Annotated in this window: 15 protein-coding genes; 8 read left to right on the forward strand and 7 right to left on the reverse strand. The window is 71.9% G+C overall.

Features of this window, described 5'->3' with window-relative positions:
* Positions 1-233 precede the first annotated feature (233 nt).
* Positions 234-1,118 (forward strand): Bax inhibitor-1/YccA family protein, encoded by an 885-nt coding sequence (locus IF04_RS0131930; protein ID WP_030265870.1) that lies wholly within the window; start codon positions 234-236, stop codon positions 1,116-1,118.
* A gap of 129 nt (positions 1,119-1,247) precedes the next feature.
* On the opposite strand, the gene IF04_RS0131935 is transcribed toward IF04_RS0131930, so the two are convergent.
* Positions 1,248-1,475, reverse strand: coding sequence for a DUF4287 domain-containing protein (locus IF04_RS0131935; protein WP_030265873.1), 228 nt, complete (start codon positions 1,473-1,475; stop codon positions 1,248-1,250).
* Between the two features lie 98 nt (positions 1,476-1,573).
* On the opposite strand from IF04_RS0131935, the gene IF04_RS0131940 reads away from it, so the two are divergent.
* Entirely contained in the window at positions 1,574-1,894 is a 321-nt protein-coding gene (locus tag IF04_RS0131940; protein WP_030265875.1) for a hypothetical protein, read from the forward strand.
* Between the two features lie 98 nt (positions 1,895-1,992).
* Here IF04_RS0131940 and IF04_RS0131945 read toward each other — a convergent pair whose 3' ends face one another.
* From IF04_RS0131945 to IF04_RS0131955, 3 genes are all read right to left on the reverse strand, one after another.
* Entirely contained in the window at positions 1,993-2,883 is an 891-nt protein-coding gene (locus tag IF04_RS0131945) for a hypothetical protein (protein ID WP_030265878.1), read from the reverse strand.
* Between the two features lie 401 nt (positions 2,884-3,284).
* The gene (locus IF04_RS0131950; RefSeq protein WP_030265881.1) at positions 3,285-4,505 is read right to left on the reverse strand and encodes an acetyl-CoA C-acetyltransferase; all 1,221 of its coding nucleotides are present in this window, start codon (positions 4,503-4,505) and stop codon (positions 3,285-3,287) included.
* Positions 4,506-4,700: 195 nt separating this feature from the next.
* A complete protein-coding gene (locus IF04_RS0131955; RefSeq protein WP_030265883.1) occupies positions 4,701-5,720 on the reverse strand; it encodes an SGNH/GDSL hydrolase family protein in 1,020 nt (339 codons plus the stop codon).
* A 209-nt stretch (positions 5,721-5,929) separates the two neighbouring features.
* On the opposite strand from IF04_RS0131955, the gene IF04_RS0131960 reads away from it, so the two are divergent.
* A complete protein-coding gene (locus IF04_RS0131960) occupies positions 5,930-7,321 on the forward strand; it encodes a cystathionine beta-synthase (protein ID WP_030265886.1) in 1,392 nt (463 codons plus the stop codon).
* A 245-nt stretch (positions 7,322-7,566) separates the two neighbouring features.
* Here IF04_RS0131960 and IF04_RS0131965 read toward each other — a convergent pair whose 3' ends face one another.
* Positions 7,567-8,979: a purine-cytosine permease family protein gene (locus tag IF04_RS0131965; RefSeq protein WP_051831757.1), complete on the reverse strand. Its 1,413-nt coding sequence runs from the start codon at positions 8,977-8,979 to the stop codon at positions 7,567-7,569.
* Positions 8,980-9,168: 189 nt separating this feature from the next.
* Here IF04_RS0131965 and IF04_RS0131970 point away from each other — a divergent pair, with 189 nt between their 5' ends.
* Positions 9,169-10,041 carry a MurR/RpiR family transcriptional regulator gene (locus IF04_RS0131970; RefSeq protein WP_051831758.1) on the forward strand — a complete coding sequence of 291 codons (873 nt, stop codon included), beginning with the start codon at positions 9,169-9,171 and terminating at the stop codon, positions 10,039-10,041.
* Positions 10,042-10,081: 40 nt separating this feature from the next.
* Here the strand turns inward: IF04_RS0131970 and IF04_RS0131975 are convergent, their stop codons facing one another.
* Both IF04_RS0131975 and IF04_RS0131980 read right to left on the reverse strand, forming a co-directional pair.
* On the reverse strand, positions 10,082-11,464 hold the full coding sequence (locus IF04_RS0131975; RefSeq protein ID WP_030265895.1) for an APC family permease: 1,383 nt from the start codon (positions 11,462-11,464) through the stop codon (positions 10,082-10,084).
* A 108-nt stretch (positions 11,465-11,572) separates the two neighbouring features.
* The gene (locus IF04_RS0131980) at positions 11,573-12,916 is read right to left on the reverse strand and encodes a type III PLP-dependent enzyme domain-containing protein (RefSeq protein ID WP_030265898.1); all 1,344 of its coding nucleotides are present in this window, start codon (positions 12,914-12,916) and stop codon (positions 11,573-11,575) included.
* Positions 12,917-13,048: 132 nt separating this feature from the next.
* Between IF04_RS0131980 and hutU the strand changes: the two genes are divergently transcribed.
* From hutU to hutI, 4 genes are all read left to right on the forward strand, one after another.
* Positions 13,049-14,713 carry a urocanate hydratase gene (hutU, locus tag IF04_RS0131985; protein WP_030265901.1) on the forward strand — a complete coding sequence of 555 codons (1,665 nt, stop codon included), beginning with the start codon at positions 13,049-13,051 and terminating at the stop codon, positions 14,711-14,713.
* 17 nt (positions 14,714-14,730) lie between these two features.
* Complete coding sequence (locus tag IF04_RS0131990; protein WP_030265903.1) at positions 14,731-15,918, forward strand: allantoate amidohydrolase; 1,188 nt, start codon at positions 14,731-14,733, stop codon at positions 15,916-15,918.
* Positions 15,915-17,255: a formimidoylglutamate deiminase gene (locus tag IF04_RS0131995; protein WP_425428481.1), complete on the forward strand. Its 1,341-nt coding sequence runs from the start codon at positions 15,915-15,917 to the stop codon at positions 17,253-17,255. The genes IF04_RS0131990 and IF04_RS0131995 overlap by 4 nt, the downstream gene beginning before the upstream one ends.
* An 83-nt stretch (positions 17,256-17,338) precedes the next feature.
* Complete coding sequence (hutI, locus tag IF04_RS0132000) at positions 17,339-18,505, forward strand: imidazolonepropionase (RefSeq protein ID WP_030265911.1); 1,167 nt, start codon at positions 17,339-17,341, stop codon at positions 18,503-18,505.
* Positions 18,506-18,561: the final 56 nt, after the last annotated feature.

Below are 18,561 nucleotides of genomic sequence, written 5' to 3' on the forward strand. Positions count from 1 at the left end.
GGCACCCCCGGCCGGGCGGGACGCGCCCCGGAAGGCAGGCCGGCGCCCCCGTCCGGCCTGCCTTCCGGCGCGTCCGCCCCCTACGGTGGGACTGTTCTGCACCACACCACTGTTCTCTGCACCACAGCGATGAGGGATTTACGTGAAGATCCTGCCTGAGGAGTAGGGACGTGGCTTTGCCAAGCCATTACCCTTGAGGCCAAGGCCGCGCAGGGCGGCCATGGAGGAGTGAGATGAGGAGCAGCAACCCGGTCTTCTCGCGACGGGGGTTCAGCCGAAACGGCTACGCCGGCTTCAATGCGCCGCCGCAGGCCGGGGCCGCCGCCAACCCTTACGCGGGGACGAACCCGTACGCCGGACAGGCCCCCTACGCGGACGCGAACCCGTACGCGGGTGGTAACCCGTACGCCCAGGGCCAGCAGGACGTCACCCAGGCCCCGCCGTACGTCCCGCAGACCCGCCCGATGACCATGGACGACGTCGTCGTCCGTACGGGCCTCACGCTCGGCACCGTCGTCGCCGGCGCCGCCGTGGCGTGGATCATGGACCTCTCCATGGGGCTGGCCATCGGCGCCGCGCTCGTCGCGATGGTGCTCGGCCTGGTCCAGGCGTTCAAGCGCAAGCCGTCGCCGCCGCTGATCCTGGCGTACGCCGCCTTCGAGGGCCTCTTCCTCGGCGCGATCAGCAACGCGATCAACCAGTGGGTGGCCCCCGGCGCACCCATGCAGGCGGTGCTGGGCACCATGGCGGTCTTCGTCGTGATGCTCGTCGCCTACAAGACCCGCATCGTCCGGGTGAACGCACGCTTCACCCGCTTCGTGATCATCGCCGCCATGGGCTTCCTGCTGCTGCAGGTGGTCAACCTGCTGTTCATGGCGTTCGGCGGCGGTGACGGCCTCGGCTTCCGCAGCGGCGGCCTGGGCATCGTCTTCGGCGTCGTCGGCGTGCTGCTCGGCGCCCTCTTCCTCGCCCTGGACTTCAAGCAGGTCGAGGACGGCATCGCCTACGGCGCGCCGCGCGAGGAGTCCTGGCTCGCGGCCTTCGGCCTCACCATGACCCTGGTGTGGATCTACCTGGAGATGCTGCGGCTGGTCGCCATCCTGAACGGCGACGATTAGTACGCCCGGGGCCGGTGCCGTGCGGTGCCGGACCCGGCGAAGGGCCCGCGGGAGGTTCGCCTCCCGCGGGCCCTTCGGGTTTCCGGCGCGGTCCGGTCACGGGACCGGGCCCCGCGCGGTAACCGTCCGCTAGAACTTCCGGGCCGCGCGCCGCAGGTCGTACTCGTGCACGATCGCCTTGGCATGGCCATAGGCGAGGTTGTGCTCGCCACGGAGCCAGCTGACCTTCTCCTCGAAGCGGAAGAGAGCGGGGCCTTCCTCGACGGTGCGAAGCCAGTCGGAGACTTCGCGGCCGGTGCAGTGGGGGATACGGGAGAGCAGGTTCCGGTGGGTCTCTTCGGAGAAGACTTGGGACATCGGCGCCTCCGGACGCGTTCGATGCTGGTCCTTCAGCACACCGTGCCTGAGCGTTCGGGCGTTGGCAACCACCCGGGAGTGGCGCATAGGCTCACGGCGTGCTTGACGTGATGCCTTTGCAGACCGCTGTTGACACCCTCGCCGACCGGCTCAGGGCGCTGCCGCAGAGCGCCCTTACGCGGGGCGCGGCGGCCGAAGGACTGGCTCTCGCCAGGGAGTTCGCGCTGCGCGCGCAGCGCCTGGAGGAGCCCGGAACGGAGCCGCGCGAGCTGCCGGACGCCGGGATGTTCGCGGTCGGCGACCAAGTGGCGGTGGCCGGTCATGACTTGGTGTACGCCCTGCGGGACGCGGAAACGGCCCGTGCCGAGGATGTGGCACAGGCCGTGGAAGAAGTACGGCGGACCGCCGCGCGCTGCTGAGCGGTCCTGGACCGGGCGGGTACTGGGCCCGGTCCGAAAGGAAGCCCCGAGGACTCGCGCCTCGGAGGAGGGCTCTCGCCTCGGCGTCGGCTCGCGTCTCAGAGAGAGGCGATGACCCGGTCGGCGAGGACGTAGACGCTGTCGTCGCGGCCCTCGCCCCAGGCGAAGGTCAGCGCGTACGCGCCGGCGACGCCCGAGCCGCCGAGCAGCACGGTGGTGTGGCCCTCGCGGAGCGCCTCGGCGACCCGCTCGGCCGTCTCGCGGTGGCCCGGCGTCATACAGACGGTCGTGCCGTCGGCGAAGACATAGACGTCGAGGGTGCCCAGCGGGCCCGGCCGGACGTCGGCCAGCGGCGTACGGTCCTCGGCCAGCTCCTCCAGGCGCGCCACGGTGCGCTCGTGGTCGCCGATGGCGGGGGAGGGCGAGAAGTCGGGGTGCGAGGGGTGGCGCCGGCGGGCGGCGGCCAGCTCGGCGGACTCGGTGTCCTCGATGGCCCCGTCGGTCGGGGCGTCCACCGGCTCGAGGTCCACCTCGTCCATGCCGAACAGCGGCTCGGAGCCCAGCACGTCCGGGTCCAGGCCCGCGAAGTCGGCCTGCCGCGGCAGGTAGAAGCGGTCGAAGCCGTCGCCGGGCGCGGTGTCGTCACCCGGCGCGGGGTGGCCCGGCAGCAGCGACGAGGGCGAGTCGGCGTCTCTGGCCTCCTGCGCGGCCCAGAAGGCACGCGCCTCGGCGAGCTCCCGCTCCCGCTCCTCGGCCAGCGCGTCGGCCACCGCGGCACGTATGTCGTCCAGCGGGGTCTCGGCGGCGGGTGCCGGGCGGGCGGCGGGAATGGCGGCGAGGGCCGCGGCACCGTCCTCACGGGCGGTGCTGAGTTCGGCCCGCAGCCCGGCGACCTCGCGGCGCAGGGTGCGAGCGGTGTGCAGGGAGGCTGCTCCCAGCGCCACGGCGATGGCCGCGGCCGGCAGCAGTGCATAAGCGATGGCGGTCACTGACGTACTCCCGGTAGCAGAATGTCCCCCGGAGAACTTCCTACATCAGCCTGCCGGAGGTCGGCGACCGTTTGCAGTGCACTATGTCCTGGATTGCAGGGGGCATTGGGCCTCATACGTTCGGGTGACCCCCGCGCGACCTGGGGAAATGCGACTCCCCCAGGGTGTTGGTCACAATCCTGGGGGAGTCGGTACAACGATCTTGTCACGCGGTGACGCGAGTCACCGGTTCTCGCTGTACGTAACGCAGTTGATACGCAGGGTCCCGAAAAAGCTCAGGTCAGCGTGGTCTTGACTCAGTTCAGCTCAGCCGCTCGTGCCTGTGGTCGCGCTGAGCTTCGCCTCCGCTGCGGGCAGGTGCCGCCCTCGTGCCTCGGGCGACCCCTACCCTCCGCTGCGGCTCAGCTCAGCCGCTCGATGACCATCGCCATGCCCTGGCCGCCGCCGACGCACATGGTCTCCAGGCCGAACTGCTTGTCGTGCCACTGCAGGGAGTTGATCAGCGTGCCGGTGATGCGGGCGCCGGTCATGCCGAAGGGGTGGCCGACCGCGATCGCGCCGCCGTTGACGTTCAGCTTGTCGAGGTCGATGCCCAGGTCCCGGTAGGACGGGATGACCTGCGCGGCGAACGCCTCGTTGATCTCGACCAGGTCGATGTCGCCGATCGACAGGCCCGCGCGCCGCAGCGCCTGCTTCGACGCCTCGACCGGGCCCAGGCCCATGATCTCGGGGGAGAGGCCGGAGACGCCGGTGGAGACGATCCGGGCCAGCGGGGTCAGGCCCAGCTCGCGCGCCTTGGTGTCGGACATGATCACGAGCGCGGCCGCGCCGTCGTTGAGCGGGCAGCAGTTGCCCGCGGTGACCAGGCCGTCAGGGCGGAAGACGGGCTTGAGGCCCTGCACGCCCTCCAGGGTGACGCCCGCGCGCGGGCCGTCGTCCTTCGAGACGACCGTGCCGTCGGGCAGGGTGACCGGGGTGATCTCCCGCTCCCAGAAGCCGTTCTTGATGGCCTGCTCGGCGAGGTTCTGCGACCGCACGCCGAACTCGTCCATGTCCTGGCGGGTGACGCCCTTGAGGCGCGCGAGGTTCTCCGCGGTCTGGCCCATGGCGATGTACGGGTCGGGGACCAGGCCGTCCTCGCGCGGGTCGTGCCAGGTCGAGCCCTCGGTCTGCGCGACCGCCTCGGTGCGGGCCTCGGCCTCCGCGAAGAGCGGGTTGCGGGTGTCGGGCAGGCTGTCGGAGTTGCCCTTGGCGAAGCGGGAGACGGTCTCCACGCCGGCCGAGATGAAGACGTCGCCCTCGCCCGCCTTGATGGCGTGCAGCGCCATCCGCGAGGTCTGCAGCGACGAGGAGCAGTACCGGGTGATCGTGCAGCCGGGGAGGTGGTCCATCCCCATCTGCACGGCCACGATGCGGCCCAGGTTGTTGCCCTGCTCGCCGCCGGGCAGGCCGCAGCCGAGCATCAGGTCGTCGATGTCCGTCGGGTCCAGCTCGGGGACCTTGGCCAGCGCGGCCTTGATGATCTCGGCGGTCAGGTCGTCCGGGCGCAGGTCCTTCAGCGAGCCCTTGAAGGCGCGGCCGATCGGGGAGCGGGCGGCAGAGACGATCACGGCTTCGGGCATCACGCGGCTCCAGACGAGAGAAGAACGAGGACTTTGAGGGAAGCTACCTGCACGTACAGCGAAGGTCACGGTCCCTGCGCTGTGATGCGGGCCTCTTTTCTAAGCGGCTGCTTACCTCTGTACTGAGCGGATGCTCACCCATCGGACGGGTGCCGCGCAAGGGGGCGGCACCCGGCCGATGAGCAGAGACAGGTCTCAGGGCGCCCGCTCCTCCTCGGTCTCCGTCGCCGGCTCTTCGGCCTGTACCGCGATCCGCTGCCGCCTGCGGTGCTTGAGCAGCGCCCACGGCGCCCGGCTGCCCGCGACCTCGGTGCCGCCCTCGGACGCCGCCTGGGCCGCCGCCTCCTCGACCGGCAGGAAGCCCTCGCGCCGCGCCGGCTCCGGGCGCTCCTCCTCTTCCGGCCAGAGGCCGAGCGCCGCGCACAGCGTGGGCAGTACGGCCATCGCCGCGGTCGCGTACCCCTCGGCGGAGGGGTGGTAGTTGTCCGAACTGAACAGCTCCCGTGGGTTCGCCTCGAACTCCGGGCCGAGCAGGTCGCCCAGCGACACCGTCCGCCCGCCGTTCTCCACGACCCCGATGGTCTGCGCCGCCGCGAGCTGCCGGCTCAGCCGCCGGGCCACCCAGCGCAGCGGCTGGTACACCGGCTCGATCGTGCCGAGGTCGGGGCAGGTGCCCACCACCACCTCGCAGCCCGCTTCGCGCAGCCGGGCCACCGCCTCCGACAGCATGCGGACGGAGGTGGCGAACGGCATCCGGTGCGTGACGTCGTTCGCGCCGATCATGATGACGCAGACGTCCGGCGCCGGGCCGTCCGCCAGCAGCAGCGTCACCTGGCGCTCCAGGTCGTCGGACTGGGCGCCGGGCAGCGCGACGTTGCGCAGGTCGACCGGGCGTTCGGCGATCGCGGCGAGACCGGAGGCCAGCAGTGCCCCGGGCGTCTGGCGGGCCCGCGTGACGCCCTGCCCGGCGGCCGTGGAGTCGCCGAGGAAGCCGAGCCGCAGCGGGGTCCGGTCGGTGCGGTACCAGAACGTGGCGCCGTACCGGCCGTCGGCGGGCGGCGGCAGCTCGGTGGAGCCGCCGACCGTACGGCGGGCGAGCCGCACCTCGGTCAGCAGGAGGCCCACCGCGGCGACGCCGAGCAGCCCGGCTCCGCCGCCGCCGACCGCCGCGGCCGTGGCGATCCGGCGTGCCACCCTCGCCCTGGACATGGTCATCGGCATCGGCCGGGCACCTCCCCGCAGTGCGTACACGGGGCGTGCGAAGGGAGTGAATCCCGGCGCGCGCTCCGCGGACTCGCGAAACTCGTGTCAAGAACGTCTTGCCCCGCAGGGCCTTCGCCGCAACGCGCCTGCCCTGTGGGGGTGAGCGCAATAGGCTGGCCGGACGGGCGCAGGACAGCGCGCCCCCTACCGCGGAGACCACCGTGCAGGTTTATGAATCCATGATTGAGCTGGTCGGCAACACCCCGCTCGTGCGGCTCAAAAGTGTGACCGAGGGAATCCGGGCCACCGTCCTGGCCAAGGTCGAGTACTTCAACCCGGGCGGGTCCGTGAAGGACCGGATCGCGGTGCGCATGATCGAGGCCGCCGAGCGGTCGGGCGCGCTGAAACCGGGCGGCACGATCGTGGAGCCGACCTCGGGGAACACCGGCGTCGGCCTGGCGATCGTGGCCCAGCAGAAGGGCTACAAGTGCATCTTCGTCTGCCCCGACAAGGTGTCGACGGACAAGATCAATGTGCTCCGGGCCTACGGCGCCGAGGTCGTGGTCTGCCCCACGGCCGTCGACCCCGACCACCCGCATTCGTACTACAACGTCTCCGACCGGCTGGTACGCGAGACGCCCGGCGCCTGGAAGCCGGACCAGTACAGCAACCCGGACAACCCGCGGTCGCACTACGAGTCCACGGGGCCCGAACTGTGGGAGCAGACCGACGGCCGAATCACGCATTTCGTGGCGGGCGTGGGCACCGGCGGCACCATCAGCGGGACCGGGCGGTACTTGAAGGACGTCAGTGACGGCAAGGTCAAGGTCATCGGCGCCGACCCGGAGGGCTCGGTCTACAGCGGCGGCTCCGGGCGCCCGTATCTGATCGAGGGCGTCGGCGAGGACTTCTGGCCCACCGCCTACGACAGCACCGTCGCCGACGAGATCATCGCGGTCTCCGACAAGGACGCCTTCCAGATGACCCGGCGGCTCGCCAAGGAGGAGGGCCTGCTGGTCGGCGGCTCCTGCGGGATGGCCGTGGTGGGCGCGCTGAAGGCCGCCGAGGGGCTCGGCGAGGACGACGTGGTGGTCGTCCTGCTGCCGGACAGCGGGCGTGGGTACCTGTCGAAGATCTTCAACGACGACTGGATGAACGACTACGGCTTCCTGGAGACCGGGGACACCGACCGGGTCGCCGACGTCATGCACAACAAGCACGGCGGCATCCCCGAACTGGTGCACATGCACCCCGAGGAGACCGTCGGCGAGGCCATCGAGGTGCTGCGCGAGTACGGCGTCTCCCAGATGCCGATCGTGAAGCCGGGCGCCGGGCACCCGGACGTGATGGCCGCCGAGGTCATCGGCTCGGTGGTGGAACGCGAGCTGCTGGACGCGCTGTTCACCCAGACCGCCTCGCTCGGCGATCCGCTGGAGAAGCACATGTCGGCGCCGCTGCCGCAGGTCGGCGCGGGCGAGCCGGTCGCCGACCTGATGGCCGTACTGGAGAACGCCGACGCCGCGATCGTGCTCGTCGAGGGCAAGCCGACCGGGGTCGTCAGCCGGCAGGACCTGCTGGCGTTCCTCGCCGCCGGCGCGCGGGGCGCGCAGTAGGACCGGGTCGGTCAACTCCCCGTCGACGCAAGGTGTACGTATGTGTCACGCGGAGGCAGCACGGACTTAACACGGGTCGGGCAGATTGGTCCGTGCGGCGACAAGGAACCTCCGGAGCGGCTCCCGGACCTCCAGTCGCCAGGACGCGTCCGACCGGCCCTGACCCGGTCCGCGTCCTTCGCGGGGACCGCCGTCGTCCCGCCCCTGGCGCTTGCGCGCCGGGGTGCGGCGGTCCCCGCGCCGTTTTACTTGCTGCCGGTGGGCTGGTGCGGCGCCGTTGTGGTTGCTCGCGCAGTTCCCCGCGCCCCTTCCCGGTCCCGGCTGATGAACCAGTACAGGGTTGCCGGGACCGCCAGGCCGATCAGCCAGGAGATGTCCGCGCCGCCCAGGGGGGCTACCAGGGGGCCTGTGTAGAAGTGGGTTACCAGGAAGGGGAGCTGGGTCAGGACGCCGATGGCGTAGACGGCGAGGGCCTTGGCGTTCCAGGCGCCGTAGCGGCCGGTGGGGTCGTGCAGGGCGTCGAGGTCGTAGCGTTCCTTGGAGATCAGGTAGTAGTCGACGAGGTTGATCGCGGACCAGGGCGTGAAGAACGTCAGCAGGAAGAGCAGGAAGTCCTTGAAGGCGGTCAGGAACGAGTCCTTGCCGAGGAGGGACACCGCCGTGCCGACGACCATGATCCCGGCGAAGTAGAGGCTGCGGCCGCGCGGCGAGAGCGTGCGCTGGCCGCGGAAGCCGCTGATGCTCGTCACCATCGACATGAAGCTGCCGTACGTGTTCAGGACGTTGATCGTCAGCTTGCCGAGGGCGATGACGAAGTAGAGCGCCGCGGCCATCAGGCCCGTGCCGCCCAGCCCGACGATGTACGAGACCTCGTGGCCGACGAAGGCCGCGGGCGCCGCGGCCGCGGCCAGCGCGCCGAAGGTCATCGACCACTGCGAGCCGAGCACCGAGCCGGAGAGCGTCCACCAGAAGGTCGCGCGCGCGGAGGTGTCGCGGGGCAGGTAGCGGGAGTAGTCCGCGACGTACGGGCCGAAGGCCAGCTGCCAGGACGCGGAGAGCGAGACGGCCAGCAGGAAGACCGGGAAGTCGAAGGCGCGGTCGTGCAGCAGGGCTGCCAGGTCGGTGCGCTCCAGCAGGCGCACGCCGAGGTAGACGAAGGCCACCGCGCAGACGAGGCCGGCGATCCGGCCGAGCGCGTGGATCAGGCGGTAGCCGACGGCCGCGGCGAAGGCGGTGATCGCGCCGAAGGCGATGATGCCGGTGGTGTCGCCGAGGTGGGTCAGATGGCCGACCGCCTGCCCGGCGAGCACGGTGCCGCTGGCGAAGAAGCCGATGTACATGATGATGACCAGGGCCAGCGGCACGACCGCGCCGCGCACCCCGAACTGGGCCCGCGAGGAGATCATCTGCGGCAGGCCGAGCCGCGGCCCCTGCGCCGAGTGCAGGGCCATCACCGCGCCGCCCAGCAGGTTGCCGAGCAGCAGTCCGATCAGCGACCAGAAGGCGTTCGCGCCGAACACGACGGCGAGCGCACCGGTGACCACCGCGGTGATCTGGAGGTTGGCGCCCAGCCAGAGCGTGAACTGGCTGAAGGCGGTGCCGTGCCGTTCGGAGTCCGGTACGACGTCGATCGAGCGTTGTTCCACCACGCCTGCCATGGGCCGTCCCTCTCTCGCTGAATGGACCCATGCAGCATCAAGTGCGAGTGAATGAAAATGCAATAGGCTGAGAGTAAATCCCTGGTTACGGCCAGGGCTCTGACCCAGGCTCTCGGGGCCCGGGCAGGTCACGCCGGGGATTACGTAGAGTCGGGCAGCACACGCCCGGGACCGGACCGAGAGGACACGATGAGCGGGGACAACGGGGGCGAAGGCGCCACCGAGGCGACCGCCGGTGCGGCGGCGCGGCTGCAGAAGCTCTTCGAAGGGCACCGGCTCACGCCGACCCAGCGCCGGATCGCGCACTGCATGGTGCGCCGGGCCGCCGACGCGCCCTTTCTCTCCAGCGTCGAGCTGGCCGAGCTGGCCGGCGTCAGCCAGCCCTCGGTGACCCGCTTCGCGGTCGCCCTCGGCTTCGACGGCTACCCGGCGCTCCGCCGCCACCTGCGGGACGTGGCCCCGGAGCGCGCCGCGGCGGCCCCCGACTCCCTCAACGAGTACCAGCAGGCCGTACAGGAGGAGATCGGCAACCTCCAGGAGCTGTCGGCGGCGCTCGCCGACCCCGCGCCGATAGAGGAGGCGGCCCGCCTCTTCGCGGCCTCCCCGGTGCTGCCGGTGCTCGGCCTGCGCGCCGCGATGGGCCAGGCCGCGGGCTTCGCGTACTTCGCGAGCAAGGTCCACCCGGACGTGCGGCTGCTGGACGAGGGCGGCTCGATGCTCGCCGACCGGATCGACGGGGCGGTGCGCGCGGGCGCGAGCGTCCTGCTCTGCTTCGCGCTGCCGCGCCACCCCCGCGAGGTGATCGAGGCGCTGGCGTACGCCCGCTCCGCCGGGCTGACCGTCGTCACCGTCGCCGACAGCGCCTTCGCCCCGGTCGCCCGCCACACCGACCTCATGCTGCCCGCGGCGGTCGGCACGGGGCTGGCCTTCGACACGGTCTGCGCCCCCATGCTCCTCGGCCGCGTCCTGCTGGAGGCCATGTGCGACGCGCTGCCCGACGCCCAGGCCAGCCTGGAGGCATTCGACGCGCGGGCGGCGGCCCGCGGCCTGTTCGCGGAGTGAGGCGGAGTGAGGGGCGCGCCCCGCGGACCCGCCCCCGGCCTCAGCCCTTCCCGGTCTCCGCGGGCTCCTCGCCGCGCGCCTTCATCACCAGTTTGTTGAGTCCCCACAGCGCCACGCCGATGGCCAGCAGGATGCCGGCCCGGATGTAGACCTCGGCCGGGCGGTCCGCCAGCGGGCTGGCGAGGATCACGGCCGTGATCGCGCCGAGTACCGGCAGGACCGTCGGCGTACGGAAGTGGGCGTGCGCCACGCGGTCCTTGCGCAGCACCAGTACCGCGATGTTGACCACCGCGAAGACGCACAGCAGCAGGAACGCCGTGGTGTCGCCGAGTCCTTCGATCTCGCCCGTGCAGACCAGGCCGATGGCCAGCAGCGAGACGAAGACGATGCCGGTGACGGGGGTGCGCCGCTTCGCGAGCACCCGGCCCATCGCCCTGGGCAGGATGCGCTCGTTGGCCATGCCGTAGCAGAGCCGTGAGGCCATCATGATGTTGATCAATGCCGAGTTGGTGACGGCGAACAGCGCGATCAGTGCGAAGAGCTTCGGCGGGAAGTCCAGGCCGCCGGCCTTGACCACCTCCAGCAGCGGCCCGCTGGACTTCTCCAGCGTGCGGTGGTCCACCAGCAGCGACGAGACGAGCGCGACCAGGACGTAGACGGTGCCCGTGACGCCCACACCGATGAAGATCGCGCGCGGGAACGTGCGCACCGGATCCCGGGTCTCCTCGGCCATGTTCACCGAGTCCTCGAAGCCGACGAACGCGAAGAAGCCCAGCGCGGTGGCGCCCAGTACGCCGGTGAGCAGGGCGTATCCACCGCTGCCCGACGCCTCGAACTCGGTCAGCCGCCCCGGCTCGCCGTCCCCGGTGAGGATCGCGTACGCCCCGATCGCCAGGATCACCAGCAGCCCGGTCACCTCGACCAGCGTCAGTACGACGTTCGCCTTCACCGACTCCGAGACGCCGCGCAGGTTGAGCGCCGCGAGCGCTAGGACGAAGAGGATCGCGACGAGGGTCGGCGGGACCGCGTCGGTGAACTCGGCGAGGTAGTCGCCGCCGAACGCGCGGGCCGCCGCGCTCGCCGAGGACAGCCCCGAGCACATCACCATGAAGGCGACGATGAAGGTCAGGAAGGGGACCTTGAACGCCTTCTGGGTGTACAGCGCGGCGCCGGCCGCCCTGGGGTACTTGCCGACCAGCTCCACGTACGAGGCCGCGGTCAGGATCGCCACGACGAAGCCGATCACGAACGGCAGCCAGAGCGCGCCGCCGACCTTGCCCGCGACCTTGCCGGTGGTGGCGTAGATCCCGGTGCCGAGGATGTCGCCGATCACGAAGAGGATCAGCAGTTTGGGGCCGATGGCGCGCTTGAGGCCGGTCTCCTCGGGCGGTGCGGTGGGGCCCGGATCGGTGGTGTCCGTCATCAGATACCTCCCCCGAGAGTTGATGTGGGGGAGGTAGTGCCCGCCCTCGCCGTCCCGAAGCGGAAGTTGAGCAAGTTCAGAGCTGGGCGAGTGCAGAGCTGAGCAGGTTCAGAGCTGGGCGAGGCCGTCCCGCTCCGCGCCGCCGCCGGCCTCCGCGACGATCTCCTCCAGCGTCTGGGCCCGGCGGACCGTGGCGAAGCCGACCGAGCCGTCCGCGCCCTCGGCGAAGCCGTGCACGGCCGGCCGGGCCAGGCTGTTGTAGGCGTAGTGGTGGGCGAAGTAGTACGCGCCGGTGTCCAGCACGGCCACGTAGTCGCCCTGCGCCAGCGGCGGCAGCGTGCGGTTCTCGGCGAGCAGATCGCCCGCGAAGCAGGCCGGGCCCGCCACGTCCTGCGCGAGCTCCCCGCCGCTCTTCGGCAGGCCCTTGGCGTCGAACGCGGCGATCCGCAGCGGCCAGGCGGCGGGCGCGTAGACGGTACGCGTGGCCACCTGCACGCCCGCGTGGGTGACCGCGATCGGCCGGCCGCCGGAGTTCTTGGCGTACTCCACCCGCGCCAGCACCGTGCCGTGCTTGGCCAGCAGCGACCGGCCGAACTCGGTGACCAGGCCGTACCGCCCGTCCAGCAGCCCCGGCACCTGCTCCTTGAGGGACCGCGCGTACGCCTCGTAGGTGGGGTCGTCGGCATCGGAGGCGAAGTTGACCGGCAGGCCGCCGCCGATGTCGATCGTGTCGATCTGCTGCCGGCCCACCGCCTCGTTGATCTCCTCGGCCAGCTCGTACACCGCCCGTATGCCCTGCGCCATCAGCTCCAGCGGCACGCCCTGCGAGCCGGAGTGGGTGTGCAGCCGGGTCAGCCAGGGGCGCGCGCGGTAGGCGTCGATCACCCACTGGCGGGCGCCTTCGTCACGCAGCGCGACGCCGAACTTCGACGTCGCGGTCGCCGTGGACAGCGCCTCGATGCTGCCCCCGCCGACCTGCGCGTTCACCCGCAGACCGAGGGGTGACCGGGTGGGCGCCGAGGAGACCAGCGCGTCGATGCGGGCCAGCTCCTGCGGGTTGTCGGCGTTGACCGCGATGCCCAGCGCGAGCGCCTCCCGCAGCTCGGCAGGGGTCTTGGCGGGCGAGTCCAGGACCGTGTGCGCGGCGTGCACCCCGGCCGCTCTGGCCAGCGCCAGCTCGCCGGGGCTCGCGACCTCGGCCCCGATGCCCGCCTCGTGCAGCAGCCGCAGGACGGGGACCAGCGGGGCCGCCTTGACCGCGAAGGCGTGCAGCACCGGCGCGTCGGTGACCGCGGCGAACGCGGCCCGCAGCGCCTCGGCGCCCGCCCGGATGCCTGCCACGTCCAGCAGCCCGATGATCGGGGTGTCGGGGCCGACCAGCCCCTGCGCCACCGCCGCGGCGACGGCGCGCTCCCGGCGTTCGGTCCGTTCGGTGAAGCCAGTGAAGGTCATGACTTCACTCCATCACCTGACGGGCGGCTCCGCCATGGCGCCATTGACTAGCCATATTCACTCAATACAAGATGTGAATATATCGATCCAGTGCCGTGGGGTGCTGGGCACCGCCGAGGCAGGAGGCAGCGCATGTCAGGACCGCGACCCGTGCGAGCATCGCGTGGTACGGAACTGAGCGCCCAGGGCTGGCAGCAGGAGGCCGCCCTGCGGATGCTCCAGAACAATCTGGACCCGGAGGTGGCCGAGCACCCGGACAAGCTGGTCGTTTACGGCGGTACCGGCAAGGCGGCCCGCGACTGGCGTTCGTTCGATGCGATGCAGCGCACGCTGCGCACGCTGAAGCAGGACGAGACGATGCTGGTGCAGTCGGGTCGTCCGGTGGGTGTCATGCAGACGCACGAGTGGGCTCCGCGGGTGCTGATCGCCAACTCCAATCTGGTGGGGGACTGGGCGAACTGGGAGGAGTTCCGGCGCCTGGAGCAGCTCGGCCTGACCATGTACGGGCAGATGACGGCCGGTTCGTGGATCTACATCGGCACCCAGGGCATCCTGCAGGGCACCTACGAGACCTTCGCCGCGGTGGCCGCGAAGAAGTTCAACGGCACCCTGGCCGGCACGATCACCCTCACCGCCGGCCTCGGTGGCATGGGCGGTGCCCAGCCGCTGGCGGTGACGATGAACGACGGTGTGGCGATCTGCATCGACTGCGACCCGCGGGCGATCGAGCGGCGCATCGAGCACCGGTACCTGGATGTCCGCGCCGACAATCTGGCGCATGCGCTGCAGCTGGCCACCGAGGCCCGCGACGCCCGTCGCCCGCTGTCCATCGGTCTGCTGGGCAATGCGGCGGAGCTGCTGCCGCAGATGCTGGCCGAGGGCGCGCCGATCGACATCGTGACTGACCAGACCTCGGCGCACGACCCGCTGTCCTACCTGCCGGTGGGGGTCGACTTCGACGACATGGCTTCGTACGCGGCCAAGGACCCGGCCGGGTTCACCACCCGCGCCCGGGAGTCGATGGCCCGCCACGTGGAGGCGATGGTCGGCTTCATGGACGCCGGGGCGGAGGTCTTCGACTACGGCAACTCCATCCGTGGCGAGGCCCAGCTCGCAGGCTTCGAGCGGGCCTTTGCCTTCCCCGGCTTCGTGCCCGCCTACATTCGCCCGCTGTTCTGTGAGGGCAAGGGCCCCTTCCGCTGGGCCGCGCTGTCCGGTGAGGCGTCGGACATCCACAAGACCGACAAGGCCATCCTCGATCTGTTCCCGGAGAACGAGTCGCTGCACCGCTGGATCAAGATGGCCGGCGAGCGGGTCCACTTCCAGGGCCTGCCCGCGCGGATCTGCTGGCTGGGTTACGGCGAGCGGGACAAGGCCGGTGAGCGCTTCAACGACATGGTGGCGTCCGGCGAGCTCCAGGCCCCCCTGGCCATCGGCCGCGACCACCTGGACTGCGGCTCCGTCGCGTCCCCCTACCGAGAGACCGAGGCCATGCTGGACGGCTCGGACGCGATCGCGGACTGGCCGCTGCTGAACGCCATGGTCAACGTCGCCTCGGGCGCGTCCTGGGTCTCCCTCCACCACGGTGGTGGCGTCGGCATGGGCCGCTCCATCCACGCCGGCCAGGTCTCCGTCGCCGACGGCACCAAGCTCGCGGGCGAGAAGATCCGCCGCGTGCTGACCAACGACCCCGGCATGGGCGTCATCCGGCACGTCGACGCCGGATACGACATCGCCGATTCCGTCGCGGCCGAGCGCGGCGTCCGCGTCCCGATGCGCGAAGGCGGCGACCAGTGAGTACTTCGTTCCTCGAGATGTGGCGGGACCTGCTCCCCATCGGCCAGGACGCCGACAGCCGGGGCTACCGCCGCTATGCCTGGACCGGCGCGGACGCCGACTGCCGGGCCTGGTTCCGGGGGCAGGCGGAGGCCCGCGGGCTGACGTACGAGGTGGACCGGAACGGCAACCAGTGGGCCTGGCTCGGCGACCCGGCCGCCGGGGACGCCGTCGTCACCGGGTCGCACCTGGACTCCGTACCGGACGGCGGTGCCTTCGACGGGCCGCTGGGCGTGGTGTCCTCCTTCGCGGCGCTGGACGAACTCCGCGGGAGGGGGGCGGAGTTCACCCGGCCGCTGGCGATCACCAACTTCGGTGACGAGGAGGGCGCCCGCTTCGGGCTGGCCTGCGTCGGGTCGCGGCTCGCCGCAGGTCAGCTGAGCGTGGAGAAGGCCCATCAGCTGACGGACGCCGACGGGATCAGCCTCCCGCAGGCCATGGAGCGGGCCGGATACGACCCGGAGGCGATCGGCGCCGACGACGAGCGTCTTGCCCGTATCGGCGCGTTCGTCGAGCTGCACGTCGAGCAGGGCCGGGCGCTGGACCTGTCCGGCGATCCGGTGGGCGTCGCGTCCGCGATCTGGCCGCACGGCCGCTGGCGGTTCGACTTCCGGGGCGAGGCCAACCACGCCGGTACGACGCGCCTCGAAGACCGCCGGGACCCGATGCTCACGTATGCGCAGACTGTGCTCGCCGCGCGCGAGTACGCGGCCCGGCACGGCGCGCTGGCCACCTTCGGGAAGGTCGGCGTCGAGCCCAACGGCGTCAACGCCATCCCGTCCCTGGTCCGCGGCTGGCTGGACTCGCGCGCCGCCGACCAGGAGACGCTGGACGCGGTGGTCGGCGGGATCGAGCGCGCCGCCGCCGAGCGGGGCCGGACCGACGGGGTGGACGTGAACGTCACCCGGGAGTCCTTCACGCCGGTCGTGGAGTTCGCGCACGACCTGCGGGACCGGCTCGCGAAGACACTCGGCGGCGTACCCGTGCTGCCGACGGGGGCGGGACACGACGCGGGTATTTTGTCCGCCACTGTCCCGACCGCCATGCTGTTCGTACGCAACCCCACCGGCGTCTCGCACTCGCCCGCCGAGCACGCGGCGGAGGACGACTGCGTCGCGGGGGTCCGCGCACTCGCCGATGTACTGGAGGGTTTGGCGTGCAACTGACGCCGACGACGTACTGGCTGGAGCACGCCTGGCTCGACACGCATGTCGAGCCGGGGGTGGTCGTGGAGACCGGCGACGGGCGGATCACCGCCGTCCGCACCGGCGTCGAGGCCCCGCCGCCGGGCGCCGAAATACTGCGCGGGCTGACGCTCCCGGGCCTCGCCAACGCGCACTCGCACGCCTTCCACCGCGCGCTGCGCGGCACCGTGCAGGTGGGCAGCGGCACGTTCTGGACCTGGCGCGAGGTCATGTACGCGACCGCCGCGCAGCTCACGCCGGACAGCTATCACGAGCTGGCCCGCGCCGTGTACGCGGAGATGGCGCTCGCCGGGATCACCTGCGTCGGCGAGTTCCACTACCTGCACCACGCGCCCGGCGGCGGCCGTTACGAGGACCCGAACGCGATGGGCGAGGCGCTGATCGCCGCGGCCGGCGAGGCGGGCATCCGCATCACGCTGCTGGACACCGCGTACCTCTCGTCCGGTTTCGGCGAGCCGCCCAACCGGCAGCAGCTGCGCTTCAGTGACGGCGACGCGCAGGGCTGGGCCGAGCGCGCCGGGCAGCTCAAGGAGGGCCGCGCGCACGCCCGTATCGGCGCCGCCGTGCACTCCGTACGCGCCGTGCCCGCGGATCAGCTCGGTACGGTCGCGCGGTGGGCACAGGACCGCGAGGCCCCGCTGCACGTCCATCTCTCCGAGCAGACCGCCGAGAACGACGCCTGTCAGGCCGCGCACGGCTGCACGCCGACCCGGCTGCTCGCCGACCACGGCGTGCTCGGGCCGCGCACGACGGCCGTGCACGCCACCCACCTCACCGGCGAGGACATCCAGCTCCTCGGCGGGAGCGGCACCGGCGTGTGCATGTGCCCCACCACCGAGCGGGACCTCGCCGACGGCATCGGACCGGCCACCACCGTGCAGGAGGCGGGCTCCCCGCTCTCGCTGGGCAGTGACAGCCACGCCGTCATCGACCTGTTCGAAGAGGCGCGGGGGATGGAGCTGAACGAGCGGCTGCGCACCCGTACGCGGGGCCACTGGACCGCCGCCGCGCTGCTGCGCGCCGCGTCCGCCGACGGCCACCGGGCGCTCGGCTGGGAGGACGCGGGCGCGCTGCGCACCGGCGCGCTCGCCGACTTCGTCACGATCGCCCTGGACAGCGTCCGTACGGCGGGGCCGCTGCCCCGGCTGGGCGCCGAGACGGCCGTGTTCGCGGCCAGCAACGCCGACGTGCGGCACACCGTCGTCGGCGGCCGCCAGGTCGTCCGGGACGGAGCGCACACCCTCGTCCCCGACGTCCCCGCCGCGCTGGCCGCCGCCATCGACGACCTGCGCGCCTGAACACCCGGGCCCCGTGTCCCTCCGGGGACGCGGGGCCCGCGTGCGTACAGGAGCACCCACCCCGAGAGGAACCGGAACCCAGCATGTCCACCGCCATCACGCACATCGGCAGCCTGGTCACCAACGACCCGGCGCTCGGCGCCGGCCCGATCGGCCTGATCGAGGACGCCGCCGTCGTCATCGAGGGCGACCGCGTCGCCTGGGTGGGGCCCAGCGGCCGCGCGCCGGCCGCCGACACCGTCCACGACGCGGGCGGCCGGGCCGCCATCCCCGGCTTCGTCGACTCCCACTCCCACCTGGTCTTCGGCGGCGACCGCACGCAGGAGTTCAACGCCCGGATGTCGGGGCGCGCTTACTCGGCCGGCGGCATCCGTACGACCGTCGCCGCGACCCGGGCCGCCACCGACGAGGAGCTCTCCGCCAACGTCGCCCAGTACATGGCGGAGGCGCTGCGCCAGGGCACCACCACCTTCGAGACCAAGTCCGGCTACGGCCTCACGGTCGAGGACGAGGCCCGCGCGCTGCGCATCGCCGCCTCGCACACCGACGAGGTCACCTACCTCGGCGCGCACATCGTCTCCCCGGACTACGCCGAGGACCCGGCCGGGTACGTGGACCTCGTCACCGGCCCGATGCTGGACGCCTGCGCCCCGCACGCCCGCTGGATCGACGTCTTCTGCGAGAAGGGCGCCTTCGACGGCGACCAGGCCCGCGCGATCCTCACCGCGGGCAAGGAGCGCGGCCTGTTGCCCCGCATCCACGCCAACCAGCTCTCCTACGGGCCCGGCGTGCAGCTCGGCGTCGAGCTGGACGCGGCCTCCGCCGACCACTGCACGCACCTCACGGACGCGGACGTGGACGCGCTGGCCCAGGGCAACACGGTGGCGACGCTGCTCCCCGGCGCGGAGTTCTCCACGCGTGCGGAGTGGCCCGATGCCCGCCGGCTGCTGGACGCGGGTGCCACGGTCGCCCTCTCCACGGACTGCAACCCCGGCTCGTCCTTCACGTCCTCGATGCCCTTCTGCATCGCGCTCGCCGTGCGGGACATGAAGATGACCCCCGACGAGGCGATCTGGTCGGCGACGGCGGGCGGCGCGCAGGCCCTGCGCCGTACCGACGTGGGCCGCATCACCCCCGGCGCCCGCGCCGACCTGGCCCTCCTGGACGCCCCGTCCCACGTCCACCTCGCGTACCGCCCGGGCGTGCCCCTCGTCACAGAGGTCTGGCGAGCGGGCGTACGCGCCGCCTGAGCAGCCCAGGAGCGGCGGCAGGCGGAAATCCCCCACGGGGGCGCTGTACACCCAGC

The organism is Streptomyces violens, from assembly GCF_000717745.1.
GTDB lineage: Bacteria > Actinomycetota > Actinomycetes > Streptomycetales > Streptomycetaceae > Streptomyces > Streptomyces violens.

Excerpts from the sequence above, each read along its gene's own strand:
- IF04_RS0131930 (WP_030265870.1), top strand. The coding sequence starts at position 234 with ATGAGGAGCAGCAACCCGGTCTTCTCGCGACGGGGGTTCAGCCGAAAC.
- IF04_RS0131935 (WP_030265873.1), bottom strand. The coding sequence starts at position 1,475 with ATGTCCCAAGTCTTCTCCGAAGAGACCCACCGGAACCTGCTCTCCCGT.
- IF04_RS0131950 (WP_030265881.1), bottom strand. The coding sequence starts at position 4,505 with ATGCCCGAAGCCGTGATCGTCTCTGCCGCCCGCTCCCCGATCGGCCGC.
- IF04_RS0131955 (WP_030265883.1), bottom strand. The coding sequence starts at position 5,720 with ATGACCATGTCCAGGGCGAGGGTGGCACGCCGGATCGCCACGGCCGCG.
- IF04_RS0131965 (WP_051831757.1), bottom strand. The coding sequence starts at position 8,979 with ATGGCAGGCGTGGTGGAACAACGCTCGATCGACGTCGTACCGGACTCC.
- IF04_RS0131970 (WP_051831758.1), top strand. The coding sequence starts at position 9,169 with ATGAGCGGGGACAACGGGGGCGAAGGCGCCACCGAGGCGACCGCCGGT.
- IF04_RS0131975 (WP_030265895.1), bottom strand. The coding sequence starts at position 11,464 with ATGACGGACACCACCGATCCGGGCCCCACCGCACCGCCCGAGGAGACC.
- IF04_RS0131980 (WP_030265898.1), bottom strand. The coding sequence starts at position 12,916 with ATGACCTTCACTGGCTTCACCGAACGGACCGAACGCCGGGAGCGCGCC.
- hutU (WP_030265901.1), top strand. The coding sequence starts at position 13,049 with ATGTCAGGACCGCGACCCGTGCGAGCATCGCGTGGTACGGAACTGAGC.
- IF04_RS0131990 (WP_030265903.1), top strand. The coding sequence starts at position 14,731 with ATGTGGCGGGACCTGCTCCCCATCGGCCAGGACGCCGACAGCCGGGGC.
- hutI (WP_030265911.1), top strand. The coding sequence starts at position 17,339 with ATGTCCACCGCCATCACGCACATCGGCAGCCTGGTCACCAACGACCCG.